Source organism: Vibrio sp. SCSIO 43086 (genome assembly GCF_051132235.1).
Taxonomy (GTDB): Bacteria; Pseudomonadota; Gammaproteobacteria; order Enterobacterales; family Vibrionaceae; genus Vibrio; species Vibrio diabolicus.
In genome coordinates this window covers 1458131-1476206 of the sequence record NZ_CP072677.1, presented here as the reverse complement: position 1 = coordinate 1476206, position 18076 = coordinate 1458131, and the positions used below count along the sequence as shown (strand labels likewise).

Annotated in this window: 16 protein-coding genes and 2 tRNA genes; 9 read left to right on the top strand and 9 right to left on the bottom strand. The window is 44.8% G+C overall.

Annotation, left to right across the window (positions count from 1 at the left end; genetic code table 11):
• Positions 1 to 52 precede the first annotated feature (52 nt).
• A complete protein-coding gene (locus tag J8Z23_RS06835) occupies positions 53 to 1549 on the bottom strand; it encodes an EAL domain-containing protein (protein ID WP_434635247.1) in 1497 nt (498 codons plus the stop codon).
• 388 nt (positions 1550 to 1937) lie between these two features.
• Between J8Z23_RS06835 and J8Z23_RS06830 the strand changes: the two genes are divergently transcribed.
• Complete coding sequence (locus tag J8Z23_RS06830; protein WP_046874876.1) at positions 1938 to 2384, top strand: DUF3291 domain-containing protein; 447 nt, start codon at positions 1938 to 1940, stop codon at positions 2382 to 2384.
• 223 nt (positions 2385 to 2607) lie between these two features.
• Positions 2608 to 2904: a YkgJ family cysteine cluster protein gene (locus J8Z23_RS06825; RefSeq protein WP_134646746.1), complete on the top strand. Its 297-nt coding sequence runs from the start codon at positions 2608 to 2610 to the stop codon at positions 2902 to 2904.
• A gap of 138 nt (positions 2905 to 3042) precedes the next feature.
• Here J8Z23_RS06825 and J8Z23_RS06820 read toward each other — a convergent pair.
• The 8 genes from J8Z23_RS06820 to hppD form a co-directional block, all read right to left on the bottom strand.
• Positions 3043 to 3119 (bottom strand) — tRNA-Val (locus tag J8Z23_RS06820).
• A gap of 32 nt (positions 3120 to 3151) precedes the next feature.
• Positions 3152 to 3228: transfer RNA gene (locus tag J8Z23_RS06815), tRNA-Val, on the bottom strand.
• A 179-nt stretch (positions 3229 to 3407) separates the two neighbouring features.
• Complete coding sequence (locus J8Z23_RS06810) at positions 3408 to 3746, bottom strand: hypothetical protein (RefSeq protein WP_046874875.1); 339 nt, start codon at positions 3744 to 3746, stop codon at positions 3408 to 3410.
• Between the two features lie 120 nt (positions 3747 to 3866).
• Positions 3867 to 4526, bottom strand: coding sequence for a DUF2726 domain-containing protein (locus tag J8Z23_RS06805; RefSeq protein ID WP_005393459.1), 660 nt, complete (start codon positions 4524 to 4526; stop codon positions 3867 to 3869).
• Between the two features lie 194 nt (positions 4527 to 4720).
• Positions 4721 to 5389 carry a maleylacetoacetate isomerase gene (gene maiA, locus J8Z23_RS06800; protein ID WP_006741619.1) on the bottom strand — a complete coding sequence of 223 codons (669 nt, stop codon included), beginning with the start codon at positions 5387 to 5389 and terminating at the stop codon, positions 4721 to 4723.
• 21 nt (positions 5390 to 5410) lie between these two features.
• Positions 5411 to 6448, bottom strand: coding sequence for a fumarylacetoacetate hydrolase family protein (locus tag J8Z23_RS06795; RefSeq protein WP_047008690.1), 1038 nt, complete (start codon positions 6446 to 6448; stop codon positions 5411 to 5413).
• Between the two features lie 9 nt (positions 6449 to 6457).
• Entirely contained in the window at positions 6458 to 7588 is a 1131-nt protein-coding gene (locus J8Z23_RS06790; RefSeq protein WP_434635246.1) for a homogentisate 1,2-dioxygenase, read from the bottom strand.
• Positions 7581 to 8654 carry a 4-hydroxyphenylpyruvate dioxygenase gene (gene hppD, locus J8Z23_RS06785; RefSeq protein WP_005377835.1) on the bottom strand — a complete coding sequence of 358 codons (1074 nt, stop codon included), beginning with the start codon at positions 8652 to 8654 and terminating at the stop codon, positions 7581 to 7583. The genes J8Z23_RS06790 and hppD overlap by 8 nt, the downstream gene beginning before the upstream one ends.
• 539 nt (positions 8655 to 9193) lie before the next feature.
• Between hppD and J8Z23_RS06780 the strand changes: the two genes are divergently transcribed.
• From J8Z23_RS06780 to J8Z23_RS06750, 7 genes are all read left to right on the top strand, one after another.
• Entirely contained in the window at positions 9194 to 10300 is a 1107-nt protein-coding gene (locus J8Z23_RS06780; RefSeq protein ID WP_253658544.1) for a M20/M25/M40 family metallo-hydrolase, read from the top strand.
• A 260-nt stretch (positions 10301 to 10560) separates the two neighbouring features.
• Positions 10561 to 12171: a peptide ABC transporter substrate-binding protein gene (locus J8Z23_RS06775; protein ID WP_434635245.1), complete on the top strand. Its 1611-nt coding sequence runs from the start codon at positions 10561 to 10563 to the stop codon at positions 12169 to 12171.
• Positions 12172 to 12315: 144 nt separating this feature from the next.
• A complete protein-coding gene (gene oppB / locus J8Z23_RS06770; protein WP_005377838.1) occupies positions 12316 to 13236 on the top strand; it encodes an oligopeptide ABC transporter permease OppB in 921 nt (306 codons plus the stop codon).
• A gap of 9 nt (positions 13237 to 13245) precedes the next feature.
• Positions 13246 to 14178: an ABC transporter permease subunit gene (locus J8Z23_RS06765; RefSeq protein WP_005377839.1), complete on the top strand. Its 933-nt coding sequence runs from the start codon at positions 13246 to 13248 to the stop codon at positions 14176 to 14178.
• A 9-nt stretch (positions 14179 to 14187) separates the two neighbouring features.
• Complete coding sequence (locus J8Z23_RS06760; protein WP_182034924.1) at positions 14188 to 15171, top strand: ABC transporter ATP-binding protein; 984 nt, start codon at positions 14188 to 14190, stop codon at positions 15169 to 15171.
• 9 nt (positions 15172 to 15180) lie between these two features.
• Positions 15181 to 16173, top strand: a complete 993-nt coding sequence (locus J8Z23_RS06755; protein ID WP_434635244.1) for an ABC transporter ATP-binding protein — start codon at positions 15181 to 15183, stop codon at positions 16171 to 16173.
• Entirely contained in the window at positions 16173 to 17969 is a 1797-nt protein-coding gene (locus tag J8Z23_RS06750; RefSeq protein ID WP_434635243.1) for an aminopeptidase P family protein, read from the top strand. The genes J8Z23_RS06755 and J8Z23_RS06750 overlap by 1 nt, the downstream gene beginning before the upstream one ends.
• Positions 17970 to 18076 lie beyond the last annotated feature (107 nt).

The following is an 18076-nucleotide window of genomic DNA, read 5'->3' as shown; positions in this document are numbered from 1 at the left end:
AAAGGTGCCGAAAGACACCTTTAATAATGAATACGCCCCATTATGCCTTGCTTTAAGTCATCACAAGGTTGTTAATAGGCTCTGGTTTAGCGTAGACATACCCTTGAATAAGGTAAATAGAATGCTGAGCCAAATACGCGACTTGAGCATCGCTCTCTACACCTTCTGCAATCATCTCACATTCCGCTTTCTTTGCTGCCGAGACAATAGAATCCAACACTTTCAATTTTTGGTCATCAGAGCCTATTGGGTCGATGAACATCTTATCCACTTTCAAGCATCGGATACCCAGATCTTGCAAATAAAAAAAGCCGCCATACCCAGTCCCAAAATCGTCAATTTTGAACTTGTAGCCTTTATTCGCCAGATACAAAATCTCTTTTTTCGCTGCCTCTGTATCTTTTACAGGAATTCGCTCGGTCAACTCAAAATGCACTCTCTTCGGACATGGCCAATTCAGTTCTGACAGTAACTTAGTGAGTTCACCTGACTCTAAATGGGAAGAAACAATATTGATGCTGACCCACACATGCTCGGGTAACACACTAAGATCTTGTATGATTTTACGAATAAGCTGATTCGTCATTGGGACAATCAGACCACTTTCTTCTGCAGCGCCGATGAACATGTTTGGCGGCACCATACCATCACGGCGAGACCACCGAATCAGTGCTTCATACCCCACTGTTACACCATCACGGCTATCGACTATCGCTTGGTAATAAGGGACAAATTCCGCATTATTAATCCCATTCTGGATCAAGCCTTTGATAGACTTTCTCAAGCTCTTACTGGACACATATACAAACGCAAGAGCCAGCCCCATAAGCACACTGACTAGGCCTCCCCATAGAAAGACTCTTTCCTGAGCATAGCTCTTCAGTTTCTCGCCACTGTGTATTTTGATGAGCATATTGGCTTGAGAATCAGCCGAGAAGAATAACTCTTTTGAAACTGCCGCTTCTTCTGCTGCAATGGCTGGTTTTCCTCGACTTATTGTTAAATCTCCAAATACAGGCTCATCATATATAAACTCGACGAACAAACAGTCTTCACAAGGCGTTTTTATCACTTCTTTGACCCAACTATTATCGAGAACCCAGACAACTTCAACATGTTCATTTTCATAAATGACCATCCACTCAACTTGATCTTGGTGTTCCGGTAAAATAAGTGATGCAAAAAAGTTTTCGCCAAGCTGAAATCGTTGCGCATTGGATAAATGAGATACTTCGCGACCAATCGTGGAGCATGTTTTACCGTCATTCGTTTCCATCGCAATAAAACGGATGTAACGATTATAAAAACGTGGGTCGCGTAATGTTCTAACATCACTATTACTGCACGTGAAATCTAACTGCGAAACCTGCTTTACAATCGCCTCATCCAAATACATGGATCGTTGGTGTAAATAATCGACATAGGTGTCTATTTTAGTCTCTTTGATATAGCTGATGTAAAAATTGGCTATTGAATTAAAAGCCACAACAAAAACTGCAATGGGAACTAGGCCAAGCAAAATGGCATTTCTTGTTATCTTTGTAATCAAAGTTCCTCCTAACGTTCAGCCAAACAACTTAAATTAAAGAGTGACATGAACACTATCTCACGTTCACACACCAAAAAGTGAGGATCGAATCTCAATAAGAAGTATAGAAGCGCAAGGCTTGCCACAGAAAATGAGAGTACTGCTGCATATCCAAGATAGCAACTCTCTTGAGTGAGACTTACCGACGATAATCGCGAGAAAAGAAGGGCTTATGCTCAACATAACCAATGTATAAAACGACTTTTTTGCCATCCAATGACTCGCCACAGTCACTAACTTTCTAATTGACCTTTGAAGGCACTAGCAACACACTGCATGATAAAATAGGAAAAGATACTTAGAGCTTTTGACCAGCATTACAGGCTTATCGACCAGGGAGGGTCATGAAATGAAATTAGCTCAATTAAATATTGCGCTTGCTAAATACCCTTTGGATGCACCAGAAATTAAAGAGTTCGTAGACAATTTGGACTTAATTAATGGTATAGCTGAAGAAAGTGAAGGCTTTATCTGGCGTCTAAAAGACGACTCCGGCGATGCAACAAGCATTAAATTATTTGATGACCCGAACATGATTGTAAACATGTCTATTTGGGAAAGTACTGACTCACTTAAAAACTTTATGTTTCGTACCGGTCATAGAGATTTCATGCGCCGAAAAAGCGAATGGTTTCATCGTTTAGCGGAGGATAGCTATGTTCTGTGGTGGGTAGAAGACGGTTATATACCAACACCACAAGAAGCCTTGTTACGCCTTCAGCATTTGCGCGAAAACGGAGATACGCCATTTGCTTTCACATTTAAAACAAACTTTACAGAAGCAGATCTTGTGTAAAGTACGTGTATAACAAAAAATCGGCGTTCAAATTTATACTGACTATAAGGTTAATTGGTGTGAATCACTGTCAGTTCTACCGACTTACTCGGAAAGGCGCGCAAGTGAACGCATAAAATGCGTTCACTAGGTTTACCATTCATAGGGTGTTCTATTTTAGAAATAAAGTTCATTCGTGTTAAATTTACGGTACCATGCACAATTGACCAAATTGTAGTTATTCATGATTATACCAACTAAAACTCCCTCTCCCCTGCCCTCTGATGTATCTTGCTCTAACTGTAAGGCTTGTTGTTGCCGTCTCGAGGTTATAATTATTTCAGATACTGGCGTACCTGAAGAGTTTATTGCACGTGACCAGTATGGAGGCGAAACCATGATGCGGCTAAATGATGGTTGGTGTGCAGCTTTAGACAGAGACACATTAATGTGTACGATTTATGAAAATAGGCCTTGGATTTGCCGCGAATTCGAAATGGGCTCCAATGAATGTTTAGATGAACGAGTTAAATTCTTGTAAAACCACTCAAATTTACACTGATGGCAATGCGGAGTATTTGTAGAAAGTGTGCAAAGGAAAAGTAAGGTGTTTAAATCTGAGTATCAACAAATTATGGATACAAAAAAGCCCACCGTTTGGTGGGCTTTTTCTAAAATTTGGTGGGTCCGGGCGAACTCGAATCGCCGACCCCTACCATGTCAAGGTAGTACTCTAACCAACTGAGCTACGGACCCAAATTTTGTGTTCCTAACCATTCAATTCAGAATGGTGCGTCCGAGTGGACTCGAACCACCGACCCCCGCCATGTCAAGGCGATACTCTAACCAGCTGAGCTACGGACGCATTTCTCTGGAACGACGAGGATATTAGCTATAAGCGAACGACGGTGCAAGCACAAATTTGCCAACTTTGAACCGTTTGGCGAAAATGTAAACTCAACACGCGTTTTCAGATGATTTTATCGACAAGGACTGGGCCTGTAGGGTTTAAAAGTGTGATCTATATAACTTTTATTATCTCACTTAATTGTCGTAAGGCACTTCACTGAGCATCCAAATCTGTAAGGTTTGCGATACATTGGGGCAAGTACCAAACAAAATCTGATATTTAGGTTTAAATGGTTCGCCGATATAGGTTGTACGGATCAACTCTCCTGTTTTGACATCCACTTGAGTGCTCACCCTGCCTTTGAAGTTTTGAAATATGACAAACTGCTCACTGTGGTAAACCATTTGCTCTCGGTAAAACAAGAAATGATCTTGGGGTGTCTCCGTTAACTCACACTCCAGTGGTTTCAAATTAGGTATCGCACTAACATTAGATGCGATGAACAACGCTGACAAAATCCATCCGTATCGCATATGGCTTCCCTATTCTGCACTCTTTTTCAAAGTATAGGTCTTGCCTTGGGGACTGATACAAAAAAGGCTTTGATCATCTCGAATCAAAGCCTCATCCGTTTTGCTGTTCAACTGTCGTCTTTAGTCGTCCGAATCAAACACCACATTGTAATTCTCGGTGTAAGTACAATTTGGTTGGCGGCTGCAAGTAAAGAAGCGTCGACCTTTGAATTCACCTTGGCTTGCGGTTTTAATGATCATCGGACTGCCGCATTTTTTGCAAAAGCGCACTTCTTTATCAGGCTCAATCAAATCTATATGTGCCGCAAGCAAACGACGTAATCGCCCAACTTGATAACTGTGCTTTATCGAAGCGCCGATTAAAGGTAGGTTTGCTGTCTTACAAACATGGATCAGTAACTTTTGTCTTTCTACCTTGCCCTTGCTTAACTCTTGCCCGTTATCCAATTCAACGATCACACGCGGCTCTAGCGTCCTAGGATCACAAATAACGTAATCAAAATAACTTCGAGATATGCGATTGTTCGCGACAAAAAACTGCTTCTTATTTTTGATTTCTTTTGGCGTAACCAAACTGGACATGTTTACTTTCGCGAATACCACCGCATGTTCACCTACCGCTGCCCTCAACGCATTATAGAATGCGCTCTCTTGCCCCCTGAGTAGCGGTCCTTTCGAGCGATAAGGATAATCACGCGTGTCGTCGTGCTTAATCACGTACTTTTGAATAACAAAGAAGAATAAAACCAGAAGAACAACAATGATAAAAATGTTGGTCATAAATAAAGTGCATCCAAAACAACTCGTTGCTCAAAGCGTAAATGGAAATGCTATGCAGAGCAACAAAACCTCGCAATTTTGAGGAGCCACGACGATAGCGAGAAACAGAAAATTTGGATCCCCAATAAAAACGAGCCAATCACACACTCGGATTGGCTCGTTTAAATTTTGTTAATACATTATGATGCTAAGAATCAACTATTAGCGTCTGGCTGATTCTCTGGCATCGCATCAATAAAAGCAGGCAATTGATTACATGCTTGCACAACAGCGTTAATGGTTGGGTAAAGAGAAGTATCTACACCAAAGCGTTGTGCGTTATAAAATTGTGGTACCAGACAAATATCGACAATAGATGGCGAGCTTGTCAGGCTAAACTTACAATCACCATTTAGTTTACGATGTTTCTGAAGTTTCTCTTCTAATGCTGTAAAACCTTTGTGAATCCAGTGATGAATCCAAGCGACTTTGCGCTCTGGCTCGCAAGCTAACTCCCCCTCTAAATACTGCAGAACTCTTAAGTTATTCAGGGGATGAATCTCCATTGCAATATCCTGAGCCAAAGCTAGCGCTTGGTATCGAAGCGGCGTTTGCTCGGGGATCACAGTGACATCCGGATAGTGTTCTTCTAAGTATTGAATGATGGTCAGTGACTGGGTTAACTGAACCTCCCCATCCACCAGCACAGGAACCAGTTCAGAAGCGTTTAACTCATGGTACTCGTCACTGTGTTGTTCGCCACCATTGCGCACCAAGTGTACCGATTTTGAATCATACGATAACTCTTTAAGATTCAAACAAATACGCACACGATACGCCGCCGATGATCGCCAGTATCCGTATAAAATCATGCCATCGCTCATATCATCTCCCAACTGGCGCTCTTAATGCTTGAGATATTGGCTAACTTGTTGGTCAATCGAACCGAATATGTTATTGCCATCCGCATCGAACATTTCCAATCTGATTGAATCTCCAAACGACATGAAGTTAGTCGACGGTTTACCATCACGAATGGTTTCAATCATGCGAACTTCCGCGATACATGAATAACCAACACCACCCTCCTCAATCGAAGTGCCATGTTCGGTGCCTTGCTTATTAGATACCGTACCTGAGCCAATAATCGCCCCAGCGGATAGCGGGCGCGTTTTAGTCGCATGAACAATTAAGTCTGCAAAATCAAACGTCATATCGATACCTGCATTCGGGCGACCAAACGGCTTGTGGTTGTAGGTCGAGACCAATGGTAAATGCACTTTGTTTTCGTACCACGCATCGCCGAGTTCGTCAGGTGTTACTGCCACAGGAGAAAACGCAGAAGAAGGTTTAGATTGGAAAAAACCAAACCCTTTAGCTAATTCTGCCGGAATTAGGCCACGCAGTGAGACATCATTCACCAGCATGATCAAACGAATAGACTCCTGAGCCTCTGCAACACTCGCGCCCATTGGTACGTCACCAGTTACCACAGCAACTTCGCCTTCGAAATCAATACCCCATTCATCACTGGCAAACTCGATGTTGTCACAAGGACCAATAAAGGCATCAGAGCCTCCTTGGTACATCAACGGATCCGTCCAAAAACTTTCAGGCATTTCAGCGCCGCGAGCTTTTCTAACCAACTCAACGTGGTTTACGTAAGCACTGCCATCAGCCCACTGATAAGCGCGAGGAAGCGGCGACTCACAGTAGTGCGCTTCAAACTCTTCATACCCTGCAACTGTGCCATTATTCAGTGCAACGTATAGCTCTTCCAGTTGCGGTGCTAGCGCATCCCAGTTATCAAGTGCCACCTGCATCGTCGGTGCCAAATTCATTGGGTGGAATATTTCTGTCGCAGGTACGCAGCGCGTTAAGTCTTTGCTCACGACCATCAACAAACCGTCACGAGTGCCATTTTTCTTGGTTGCTAATTTCATCCTTGCCTCTTACTTCTCTTGCCAGCTATAGACGTATTCTTTGTTTTCTACTTTTTCCAGCTCATCCGAAAACTGAAGTGCGTGACGCGTATCAATCATGACCGCGACTTCGTCGGTAAAAGTCTTCTTATGCTCTCGCCCTGCTTTGAAAGCTTTCGGGTGAGGGCCATGTGTAAAGCCTGCTGGATGGAATGTCACCATGCCTGCTTCAATGTTGTCACGGCTGAAGAAATCACCGGCATGGTAGAACAAGACTTCGTCATAATCGTCATTGTTGTGATAGAACGGTACTTTGAGCGCTCCGGGATCACTTTCAATCGGACGAGGAACAAAGGTGCACACCACAAATCCTGCTCCTACAAATGTAGTATGTGCAGAAGGCGGTAAGTGGTAACGATGTGACATAAGTGGACGAATATCACGCCAGTTCACTTTTACTACCGCCAAATCACCATGCCAGCCAATCGCATCCAACGGGTTGAATGGGTAAGTGATAACACTGACTTTATCGTGGCGTTTCACCTGAACCTGTGTTTGATTCTCAGAATATTGATCACGGAACTGATCGTTGATCGACGGCGTTTCCAAAACCGCTGGATCAAACACCGCGTGGTTTCCAACCATGCCTTTTTCGGGCAATGTATAGGCCGCATCGGTGTTTTCGATCATCAAAATGAACATCGACTCGCTTGGTTCTAAACGCCAGCTCGTTGAGCGCGGGATCATGACATAATCCCCTTCGCTCACTTTCAAATGACCATAATCACAGTAGAGATCTGCCGTACCTTGGTGGATGAATAGCAGTTCGTCGCCATCTGCATTTCTCACCAAGAAGTCCATTTTTTCATCCATACGCCAAACACGAACTTTACAATTCGCGTTGTGTAATAGATGCGGGACTGCCCAAGGGGTAATATGGCTGGCTTTCTCGACTAGATTAAAATCGAACGCTCGTGGACGTAACTCGCCCTCCCACTCAGACCATCCCGTCGGGGCATGTTGATGATGAAAATGTGTTGCGGGGCCAAAGAAACCACTTCGACCTGCCTCACGTTCATAAATTGCCTCTTCCGGGAAGTCAGCATGCGCTTGTTTAGAGCACACTCCCTCCCGGTGAGGGAATGTGATCCATTTATGCATCGCTCAATACTCCTCGGCGAATTTGGTCTTCTTCTATCGATTCAAACAACGCTTTGAAGTTACCCTCGCCAAAGCCTTCATTGCCTTTACGTTGGATGATTTCGAAGAACACAGGGCCGATAACGGTTTGAGTAAAGATTTGTAGCAAGATGCCATCTTTCGTTGGCGCACCATCAATAAGAATCTGCAAATCACGAAGCTTGCTTACATCTTCACCATGGCCTTCAACACGCTGATCGACTTTCTCGTAATAAGTATCTGGCGTTGGCATAAAGTCCATGCCTCGCTCTCGCAATGTTTTGACCGTTTCGTAGATGTCGTCTGTGGTCAATGCGATATGTTGAATGCCTTCACCATTGTATTCACGGATAAACTCTTCAATCTGTGATTTATCATCTGACGACTCATTGATAGGAATTCGGATTTTGCCGCAAGGTGCGGTCATCGCACGGCTGACAAGACCAGTCAGCTTACCTTCGATATCGAAATAACGAATTTCGCGGAAGTTACCAATGCGCTCATAGAAACCAGACCAAACATCCATGTTGCCTTGCTTAACGTTGTGCGTTAAGTGGTCGATTTCGTAAAGACCAACATTCGCTTTTGATAAACGCTCATCAGCATCATCATAAAAACGAAAATCGACATCATAAATACTCTGCTTTCCATAACGATCGACAAAATAAAGCAAGCTTTCACCGATGCCATAAATAGCAGGAATGCTTAGCTCCATCGGCCCAATTTCCGTTTTATATTCTTTACCGCCATTCTCTAACGCATGCGCCAGAGCAACGGTCGCGTCTTTCACTCGAAATGCCATGCCACAAACCGACGGACCGTGGACTTTGGCGAATCCCTCAGCTTGGCTATGCGGCTGCGCATTCACAATAAAGCTAATGTCACCTTGTCGATATAACCACGCTTCTTTTGAGCGATGCTTTGCAATTTCCGCAAAACCTAACGATATAAACAGATCTTTAAGCTGTTGAATGCCTTTGTTGTCAGCAGCGGTATATTCAACAAACTCAAATCCGTCTGTTCCTAGTGGGTTATATGCATCAACCATGACTTTCTCCTTGTCTCAGTAGCTTTTGTTTGGACTTATTTTTCTAACTTGGCGCAGGTCTTGAGAAATTGGAATACGTGGGGAGAAATCTTTACCTTGGCGATTTTTACGCACAATTGTAAAATATATGTTACACACAGTAGGCACATCGAACCCACTTTCGTAAACATCAAACAAACTGCTTATTTTCAATATATTAGATTGATATTTTCGGCTTTACGCCAACACACAAAATGTAAACAAGTTGTTACTTTGGCATTTTATCTTGGCAACGTAGCTCAAAAAGTAAAAGGGGATGGAAAGTCTATTGCACCCTATCTCTATCCGATTTATTCATTTGATCCTGCAAAACATCAAAAGTAATGTTTCGTGACGCTTCATACAGTTCGAAAGGCTCATCGGTCAGAATCGTGTCATGGATACTCCTTTATTGATTCACCTCAGTTTTATTCAAAAGTAACTGTGCCATAAGTGGTGCTCTGTTCCCTATCGAGCCCTAGCCACAGTGCTTCACGCTCGATCAGAAAAAGAGACATCTAATGACACACATCAATCAAGAACGCCTAGTTGAACACTTTTGCCAACTAGTACGTATCGACAGCGAATCAAAAAACGAAAAACAAATTGCAGAAACACTGGCAGAACAGCTAGGCGAGCTAGGCTTTACCGTGCACAAGCTTCCAGTGCCTGAGCATATTTCTAACGGTTTTAACGTGTACGCCCGTTTAGACGGCAAAAAAGACGGCTCTATCCTAATGAGCTGTCATATGGATACGGTCACTCCAGGTATTGGCATTGAGCCAATCATCGAAGACGGCGTTATCCGTTCAGAAGGCAATACGATTCTTGGTGGCGATGATAAATCTGGTATTGCTGCCATCATGGAAGCCGTTCGTTGTATTCAAGCGGAAAACCTTGAGCACAAAACGTTAGAGCTTGCTTTCACCGTGTATGAAGAAGGCGGTTTATTCGGTTCACAATACTTCGATATGTCACACGTCACTTCAACGGAAGCAATCGTGTTAGATACGGGTGGTCCTATTGGCACTATTGTGACCGCAGCCCCAGGCCAGCAAAAAATCGTGGCAACAATCAAAGGTCGACCAGCACATGCAGGGCTTGCGCCAGAAGAAGGCATCAGTGCGATCATGGTGGCGGCAGATGCTATCAACCAAATGAAGCTGCTTCGCATCGACGAAGAAACGACAGCCAACATCGGTATAGTGAATGGCGGTCAGGCCACAAACATTGTCATGCCTGAATTAAAAATCGTGGCAGAAGCACGCTCCCTGAATGGCGATAAACTAGATGCTCAGGTCAATCATATGATCTCAACATTAGAGTCTGTCTGTGAAAAACACGGTGCAGAAGTCGACATTGAATCTAGCCGAGCCTACGATGCATTTGTTATTGAAGAAAACCACCCACACGTTAGCGCTATAAAAGCGGCGTTTGCAGAGTTGGGAATTGAGGCTTTCACAAAAGGCACTGGCGGCGGTAGCGATGCTAACAACTTTAACAAGAAAGGTCTCACAACGGTCAATCTTTCAACTGGCATGGCAAAAGTACACACGACAGAAGAGTTTATCGCGGTAAGTGATATGGTCAAAATCACTGAGTTCGTAAAACATTTCCTAGTCAGTTAACGTCGTACCTTTTGAAGAACAGACGAACTACCCTCCCCTTTTAGCGCGCGCTTGAAGGGGATTTTTTATTTGCGCGAAACAAAGCCTACCCCGTAATGCAGACTTAGTACCAGCTCCATATCAATCCCCCAGCTCACTTTTTGATACCAAATAGCCCAACATTTGGCACCCTGTTACAACATTGTTAAAACTCGATTGTGTAGATAATTTATACAATATACATTTCTAGCATCTTTCAGGATGAAAAGAGTGAAACAAGGATGAAATTACCTAAGTTGCTTTTGTTAGCGTCGATGATGAGTCCAATACTGGCAACATCAAGCTATGCCGCGCCGTATCCCTCAGGTGTGACCCTCGATGAGACACAAGAAATTACGCTAAACAATGGGGCTGAAGTTACTTCTATTGACCCAGCCAAGCAAGCCGCAGAGCCCGCTTTTAATCTTGGTCGAGACCTGTTTGAAGGTCTGGTCATTCAAGATAAGCAAGGTAAAACCATTCCTGGTGTTGCTGAGTCTTGGTCAGTCAATGACAACAATACGGTTTATACCTTCCACTTACGTGATGCAAAATGGTCAAATGGCGAAACGGTCACTGCACAAGATTTTGTCTACAGCTGGCAACGCTTACTGAATCCAAGCACTGCTTCACCGTACGCTTGGTTTGCGGCCATTCCAAATATCGAAAACTCGCAAGCCATTATGAAGGGCGAATCCGATCCCGAGTCCTTGGGCGTGAAGGCGCTGGATGAAAAAACGTTCCAGGTAACACTCGAAGAGCCTATTCCCTTCTTTACGAAACTATTAAGTCATCCCGTACTTGCCCCCGTTCATAAAGCGACCGTAGAAAAATATGGCAACCGTTGGACCCAGCCTGAGCATATCGTTACAAATGGTGCGTTTACTGTCTCTGAATGGAAAGTTAACGAAAAACTGGTGATGGTTAAAAATCCACATTATTGGGACGCAAGCAATGTAGTGCTGGAAAAAGTCACCTGGCTACCAATTGGTGATGCAAACGTAGTGCTAAACCGCTACCTAGCTGGTGAGATAGACCAAGCGGTTTCCATTCCTGCCGCTCAGAAGAAAAAGTTAATTCAACAACGCCCACAAGAAGTGGCAAGCACCAGTGCGTCTCTTGGCTCCACATTCTATTACCTCAACACTCAACAAGGGCCAACAAAAGACGTGCGGGTTCGTAAAGCCCTCTCATATGCCATTGACCGTCAACTGTTAACGAGTGCTATTTTGAGAAACGGTGGGGTTCCAATGTATACCCTTGTGCCACCTCAAACAGATGGTTTTAAATCTCACACTCCTGAGTTCGCAACTTGGAACCGCCATAAACGTATCGAAAAAGCGCAGCAATTACTGTCAGAAGCTGGATACGATAAAAGCAATCCGCTTAAGTTAACGTTTACCGTACCAACTTTCTCGATGGACGTAAAAATGGCAACCACCATGGCAGGCATGTGGAAAAGCCGATTGGGTGCGCAAGTCACGATAAAACAGCTAGAACCGAAAGTGTTCTACGCACTTAAAGAGCCGACCGACATTACTCGCGGCGGCTGGACGGCCGACTACAATGAAGCCTCTACATGGTTGGATATCTTCGTTTCTAGTGGCGAGTACAACGATTCTCGTTATAACAACCCGCAATACGACGAGTTAATGGCTCGCTCAAAGACCATGAGCAACCCATCAGAACTGTATCTACAAGCAGAAAGCATGCTGATTGAAGACATGGCCATTATTCCTATTTATCGTCCGGGTAACGATCAATACCTCATCAAGCCTTACGTGGGCGGCTACGAACTGACAAACCCTGAGTCGTCGTACTACCGCAAGAATGTCTATGTAAAAGCCCACTAAAAGCATGTTTTCGGTCTGAGTCGGCAAGTTCAATGTTTACTTGCCGTTCCTCATATCTCTCGGTGGAGAAGGCAACCTGAGCTCAGACCATTTTTTATTCATAACCGTTCGAAGTGATTTCGGATGACCAAAGGATGATGGATCATGATTTGGTACATTGTTAAGCGATTAGCTATCGCTATCCCCACGCTTCTATTCATCGCACTCGTATCATTTTGGCTGATGCACATTGCACCAGGGGGGCCATTTGATATGGAACGGCCTATGCCAGAGGTGGTACGTGCGAATATCGAAGCAAAATTCCATTTGGACCAGCCCTTCCTTACTCAGTTTTGGATTTACATTGGTAATTTCATACAAGGAGATCTCGGTCCGAGCTTCGTTTATCAAGACTTCAGTGTTACACAGCTCGTCGCACAATCATGGCCAGTTTCAGCAGTATTAGGCGTACTCTCCTTTTGTATTTCCGTTCCACTTGGCATGTTGCTTGGCACCATTGCGGCATTGAACCGAAATAGCCGCCTAGATTACGGCCTGATGACACTTTCGATGACTGGAGTTGTGGTTCCGGCTTTCGTGCTTGCTCCAGTTTTAGTCATGATCTTCGCTATTCAGCTAGGCTGGTTCCCTGCTGGTGGTTGGGAAGGAGGAAAGCTGGCTTTTCTTGTTCTTCCCGTGCTCAGCCTGGCGATTGGCTCCATTGCGAGTATTGCACGCGTCATGCGTGGCGCAATGATTGAAACGCTCAACCAACCATACATTCGAACGGCAAAAGCCAAAGGTTTGTCCACAACCTACATTTTATTCCATCACGCTTTGCGACCATCCCTGATTCCCGTCGTTGCGATGCTCGGCCCTGCATTTGTTTCTGTCGTGACAGGCTCGGTGATTATCGACATTTTCTTTGGTACAGGTGGCATGGGACAACACTTTGTGTCTGGGGCTCTCAACCGCGACTACGGCCTAGTAATGGGCATTACTCTGATTGTCGCTTCACTCACTATCTTCTTTAACCTTGTGGTCGACTTGCTATATACGATTATCGACCCTCGTATACGCGTTTAGGAGTCCGGCATGTTAACGATAAAAAAACTGGATACACAAGCTCTTCAAGATCAAGTCGTCGACAATATTGAAGCCGTCGAAGGTCGCAGTCTTTGGCAGGATGCATGGACTCGATTTCGTAAAAACAGAGCCGCGATGACATCAGTGTATGTTTTGGCGTTCATTACCTTATGCATTACCTTCGGCCCCTCTCTTGCCGCTTTTGGCCATGATGAAATTGACTGGGAAGTGCTCATCGATCCATACGAGCTAGGGAAACCTTCACTGAGCAGTGGCCATTACTTTGGTACTGATGACCTCGGGCAAGATGTCTTTGCTCGCACGATGCAAGGCGGCAGGCTTTCTATTTTGGTAGGTTTTGTTGGTGCCTTAGTCGCCGTTGTTATTGGTACGATTTGGGGAAGTATTTCCGGCTATCTTGGCGGCGTTGTCGATAGCGTAATGATGCGCATTATTGAGGTGCTCGATTCGGTGCCATTTATGTTTATGGTTATCCTGTTTGTTACCCTTTTTGGCAACAACATCTATCTGATCTTTATTGTGATCGGAATGGTATCTTGGTTAGGCATTGCCCGTGTTGTACGTGGTGTCACCTTCGGTCTCAAAAAGCGAGAATTCATCGAAGCCGCACACTCTATTGGGGTTTCTAAATTGACAATTGTCCGACGCCATGTTCTGCCTAATGTGCTTGGTATCGTGATGGTTTATTCCTCCTTAATGGTACCAGGATTCATTATGTTCGAATCGTTTTTAAGCTTCTTAGGGCTTGGTGTTCAACCACCGGATACAAGCTGGGGAATCCTAATCTCCGAAGGCGCAAAAACGATTGACGTTGCATTGTGGATGCTGCTTTTTCCCTCTCTGTTTTTAGTTGCCACCCTCTTTTGTTTTAACTTCATCGGCGATGGCTTGCGTGATGCTCTTGACCCGAAAGACCGATAAGGACAAACCATGCTATCTATTGAAAACATGAACGTGCGCTTCGATACGCCAGATGGGCAAGTGCAAGCGGTCAGTAATCTCTCCTACTCGATTAAAGCGGGCGAAACTCTTGGGATTGTTGGGGAATCAGGTTCGGGAAAAAGCCAGTCTGTTTTCGCATTAATGGGGTTAACCGCGGACAACGGCGCCGTGTCTGGCAGCGCGATGTTCCACGGTGATGATTTACTCGCGATGTCTAAAAAGCAGCTCAACCGCATCCGTGCAGAGAAAATCGGAATGATCTTTCAAGATCCGATGACGTCACTCAATCCATTCATGAAAATTGGCAAACAGCTTTGTGAAGTTCTCATGATTCATAAAGGAATGAGCCGAAAACAAGCAAAAGTTGAATCGATTCACATGTTGGATGCGGTGCGTATTCCCTCTCCCGAAACTCGGATGAATCAATACCCTCACGAGCTATCTGGCGGAATGCGTCAGCGAATCATGATAGCGATGGCGTTGTTGTGTAAGCCCGAGCTGTTAATTGCAGACGAACCAACCACCGCGTTAGATGTAACCGTTCAGGCTCAAATTTTGACGCTATTACGAGACTTACAACAAGAGTTCAACACGGCTATTTTACTGATCACTCACGATATGGGCGTCGTCGCCGAGATGTGTGATCGCGTATTGGTCATGTATGGTGGTCAAAAAATGGAGCAATCAGATACCGAGACATTGTTCGCTCAACCTGCGCACCCCTATACTCAAGGCCTGCTAAAGGCTATTCCTTCTATCACTGAAGATATGCCACGTTTACCAACCATCCCAGGTAACCCACCAAGTGCGTTGATTAACCATCAAGGGTGTCCGTTTAGAGAGCGGTGCGAGCATCGAGAGACGCGTTGCCAATACGAAACCCCACGGTTTTCTCCATTAAACACGAGCCAGTCCATTGCCTGTCACGTTAACGCACCCAGTGTTATCACTCCTATTCAAATAAAAGCTTAAGGAGGCGTTATGAATAAAAAAGAAGTCCTCATGTCTGCTCGTGATTTAAACGTCCACTTTCCTGTGTCGCGTCACCTTATTCCAAGTCGACGTAAAATCGTGAAAGCGGTCAATGGTATCGACTTAGATGTTTATCGAGGCGAAACACTTGGCATTGTGGGGGAATCAGGCTGCGGAAAATCAACGCTTGCACGCGCCTTACTTCGCTTAATTGAACCTACACATGGCGAGTTGACTTGGAAAGGTCAAGACATGCTCGGGTTTAGTAAAAAAGAGCTTTCCTCTCGACGCAGAGAATTTCAGATGGTGTTTCAAGACCCATCCGCTTGTTTGAATCCGAGATTAACCATCTCAGAATGCATTCCCGAACCACTGCTCACCCACGAGCCGCAACTTAAACGGGCAGAGGTAGAAAAGCGAGTCATCGCTATGATGGATAAAGTGGGTCTCTTGGCGAGCCAGCGAAACCGCTATCCACATGAATTTTCCGGAGGTCAATGCCAGCGTGTGGGCATTGCCAGAGCATTAATTCTCAATCCAGATTTGGTCGTGTGTGATGAACCCGTTAGTGCGCTAGATGTCTCCATACAAGCTCAGGTCATCAATCTTCTAGATGATCTTAAAAAAGAAATGGGGTTAACACTGGTAATGATTGCGCACGACTTAAGCGTGGTGCGCCACATCAGCGACCGCGTTATGGTGATGTATCTTGGTAAACCTATGGAAGTAGGACGTTACGATAAAGTATTTGATGATGCACAACACCCCTACACCAAAGCACTGTTATCCGCCGTCCCGATAGCTAATCCGCAATTAGCACGTGACCGTGAAATACAACTATTGCCCGGCGATCTTCCTTCTCCACTTAACCCACCGAGCGGTTGCGTTTTTCGTACTCGATGCCCAGAAGCCACAGAAGTATGCGAGCAACAGAACCCAATAAAAACAGGCTCGGAGCAGCATCATATCTATTGCTCAAATATGACTTTAGGAACCATTTAATGAACAATACTAACTCAGTAAACCAACGCCTTACGTTATTGCGTGAGGCAATGTCCTTTCACAACGTGTCTGCATATATCGTGACCAACAATGACCCGCATAACAGCGAATACTCAGCGGATCATTGGTTAGCGCGAAGCTGGATTTCAGGTTTTACCGGCTCAGCAGGCGATGTCGTCATTACCCAACAAGGTGGTGGCCTTTGGACTGATGGTCGTTACTATATTCAAGCTGAAGAACAGTTACACGGCACAGGACTTGAACTGTTTAAAGCCAAACAACCAGAAACGCCGACAATTGCCAAATGGCTGGCTACCACGCTCCCAGAAAACAGTATTGTCGCGGTTGACGGGCGCACCATCAGTTACGTTTTTTATCAAGGCCTCAAACAAGCCTTTGAAACGAAAAGCATTAAGATCATTCTCGACCTGGATTTACTCACACCGATTTGGCTTGAACGACCACCTCGCCCAAGTGCTCCCGTATTCGAGCACCCCACCGCTTTTGCTGGCGTTGACACAGAAAATAAGTTAGCGAGAATCCGTTCTTGGTTAACCGAGAACCAAGTAGATAGCTTATTAGTGTCAACGCTAGATGATGTCATGTGGACAATGAATATTCGAGGTGGTGATACGAATTACTGCCCAGTTTCTGAAGCCTATCTAATCGTAGATCAATCACTTGCGACACTGTTTATTGATAAAGCCAAACTGCCTCAAGACGTTGAAAAGTCGTTGACCGAGCAAAGTGTACACATTCGCCATTACAACTACGTAAGTCAGTATTTGAATCAGCAATGTGAGGGATTATCGCTCGCTTTTAGCCCTACCCACACAGACAGCTTATTGGTGAGTTCGATTGAACGGAATGTGAATCTAAAACCAATGGCTTGCCCTGTAACGGCAATGAAGGCCATAAAAAATGAGACCGAACTAACCAGCCTAGAGCAGGTATTAACGGACGATGGTGTGGCAATAGTAAGGTTTATGAACTGGCTCGAGGAGCAAATTCCAAGCGGACTCGTTACAGAATTATCTGCTGAGGCACAACTGAATCACTATCGCCGTCAAACCCGACATTATGTAAGTGACAGTTTCCGCACTATTGCAGGCTTCGCAGCTCACGGGGCAAAAATGCATTATGCCGCCGATGAAGAAAGCAATGCAGTAGTCAATGAAAGCAACTTCTTTCTCGTCGATTCTGGTGGCCAATACCTTGGCGGGACAACAGACATCACCCGTACTTTCCACTTCGGGTCACCGACCATTAAGCAGCGCAAAGATTATACCTTGGTGCTCAAAGCGGTCATCCGACTGACTCAGACTCGATTCATGAAAGGCTCTACGGGTGCCAATCTTGATATCATGGCGCGTGGCGTCTTATGGCAACATGGTATTGATTACAAGTGCGGCACTGGACACGGCGTAGGCATTTGCTTGAATGTTCACGAAGGCCCACAAAATTTCTCGCAAAGCCACCGCGAGGTTGAGCTAAAACCAGGTATGGTCATTACTAATGAACCAGGCGTTTATCGCGAAGGTGAGTACGGGGTAAGAATAGAGAACATTCTTAAAGTTGTAGAAGTAGAACAAAATGAGTTCGGCACGTTCTACGGTTTTGAGACCATCACTCTTGCTCCAATTGCGACCAACGCCCTTGATTTATCAATGCTAGATCAAGCAGAGCTAGACTGGCTTAATCATTACCATTCACGTGTCTATCAGGCGCTTAGCCCTTTTCTTGATGCGCAAGATAAAAACTGGCTGCAAAGCACAACCCAACTTATTGAGAAATAGGATATCAGCAAGTTTTATAACGTTTTCATTTTCATCTCAAACTCCTTGTTTGCCAGCCTTCGGGCTGGTTTTTTATAGAGATAACGGCGTAAAAAACAAAAACGCCC

Excerpts from the sequence above, each read along its gene's own strand:
- hppD (WP_005377835.1), bottom strand. The coding sequence starts at position 8,654 with ATGGTTGATGCATATAACCCACTAGGAACAGACGGATTTGAGTTTGTT.
- J8Z23_RS06775 (WP_434635245.1), top strand. The coding sequence starts at position 10,561 with ATGAAATTACCTAAGTTGCTTTTGTTAGCGTCGATGATGAGTCCAATA.
- J8Z23_RS06760 (WP_182034924.1), top strand. The coding sequence starts at position 14,188 with ATGCTATCTATTGAAAACATGAACGTGCGCTTCGATACGCCAGATGGG.
- J8Z23_RS06780 (WP_253658544.1), top strand. The coding sequence starts at position 9,194 with ATGACACACATCAATCAAGAACGCCTAGTTGAACACTTTTGCCAACTA.
- J8Z23_RS06830 (WP_046874876.1), top strand. The coding sequence starts at position 1,938 with ATGAAATTAGCTCAATTAAATATTGCGCTTGCTAAATACCCTTTGGAT.
- J8Z23_RS06750 (WP_434635243.1), top strand. The coding sequence starts at position 16,173 with ATGAACAATACTAACTCAGTAAACCAACGCCTTACGTTATTGCGTGAG.
- maiA (WP_006741619.1), bottom strand. The coding sequence starts at position 5,389 with ATGAGCGATGGCATGATTTTATACGGATACTGGCGATCATCGGCGGCG.
- J8Z23_RS06765 (WP_005377839.1), top strand. The coding sequence starts at position 13,246 with ATGTTAACGATAAAAAAACTGGATACACAAGCTCTTCAAGATCAAGTC.
- J8Z23_RS06805 (WP_005393459.1), bottom strand. The coding sequence starts at position 4,526 with ATGACCAACATTTTTATCATTGTTGTTCTTCTGGTTTTATTCTTCTTT.
- J8Z23_RS06790 (WP_434635246.1), bottom strand. The coding sequence starts at position 7,588 with ATGCATAAATGGATCACATTCCCTCACCGGGAGGGAGTGTGCTCTAAA.
- J8Z23_RS06810 (WP_046874875.1), bottom strand. The coding sequence starts at position 3,746 with ATGCGATACGGATGGATTTTGTCAGCGTTGTTCATCGCATCTAATGTT.
- J8Z23_RS06825 (WP_134646746.1), top strand. The coding sequence starts at position 2,608 with ATGATTATACCAACTAAAACTCCCTCTCCCCTGCCCTCTGATGTATCT.
- oppB (WP_005377838.1), top strand. The coding sequence starts at position 12,316 with ATGATTTGGTACATTGTTAAGCGATTAGCTATCGCTATCCCCACGCTT.
- J8Z23_RS06795 (WP_047008690.1), bottom strand. The coding sequence starts at position 6,448 with ATGAAATTAGCAACCAAGAAAAATGGCACTCGTGACGGTTTGTTGATG.
- J8Z23_RS06755 (WP_434635244.1), top strand. The coding sequence starts at position 15,181 with ATGAATAAAAAAGAAGTCCTCATGTCTGCTCGTGATTTAAACGTCCAC.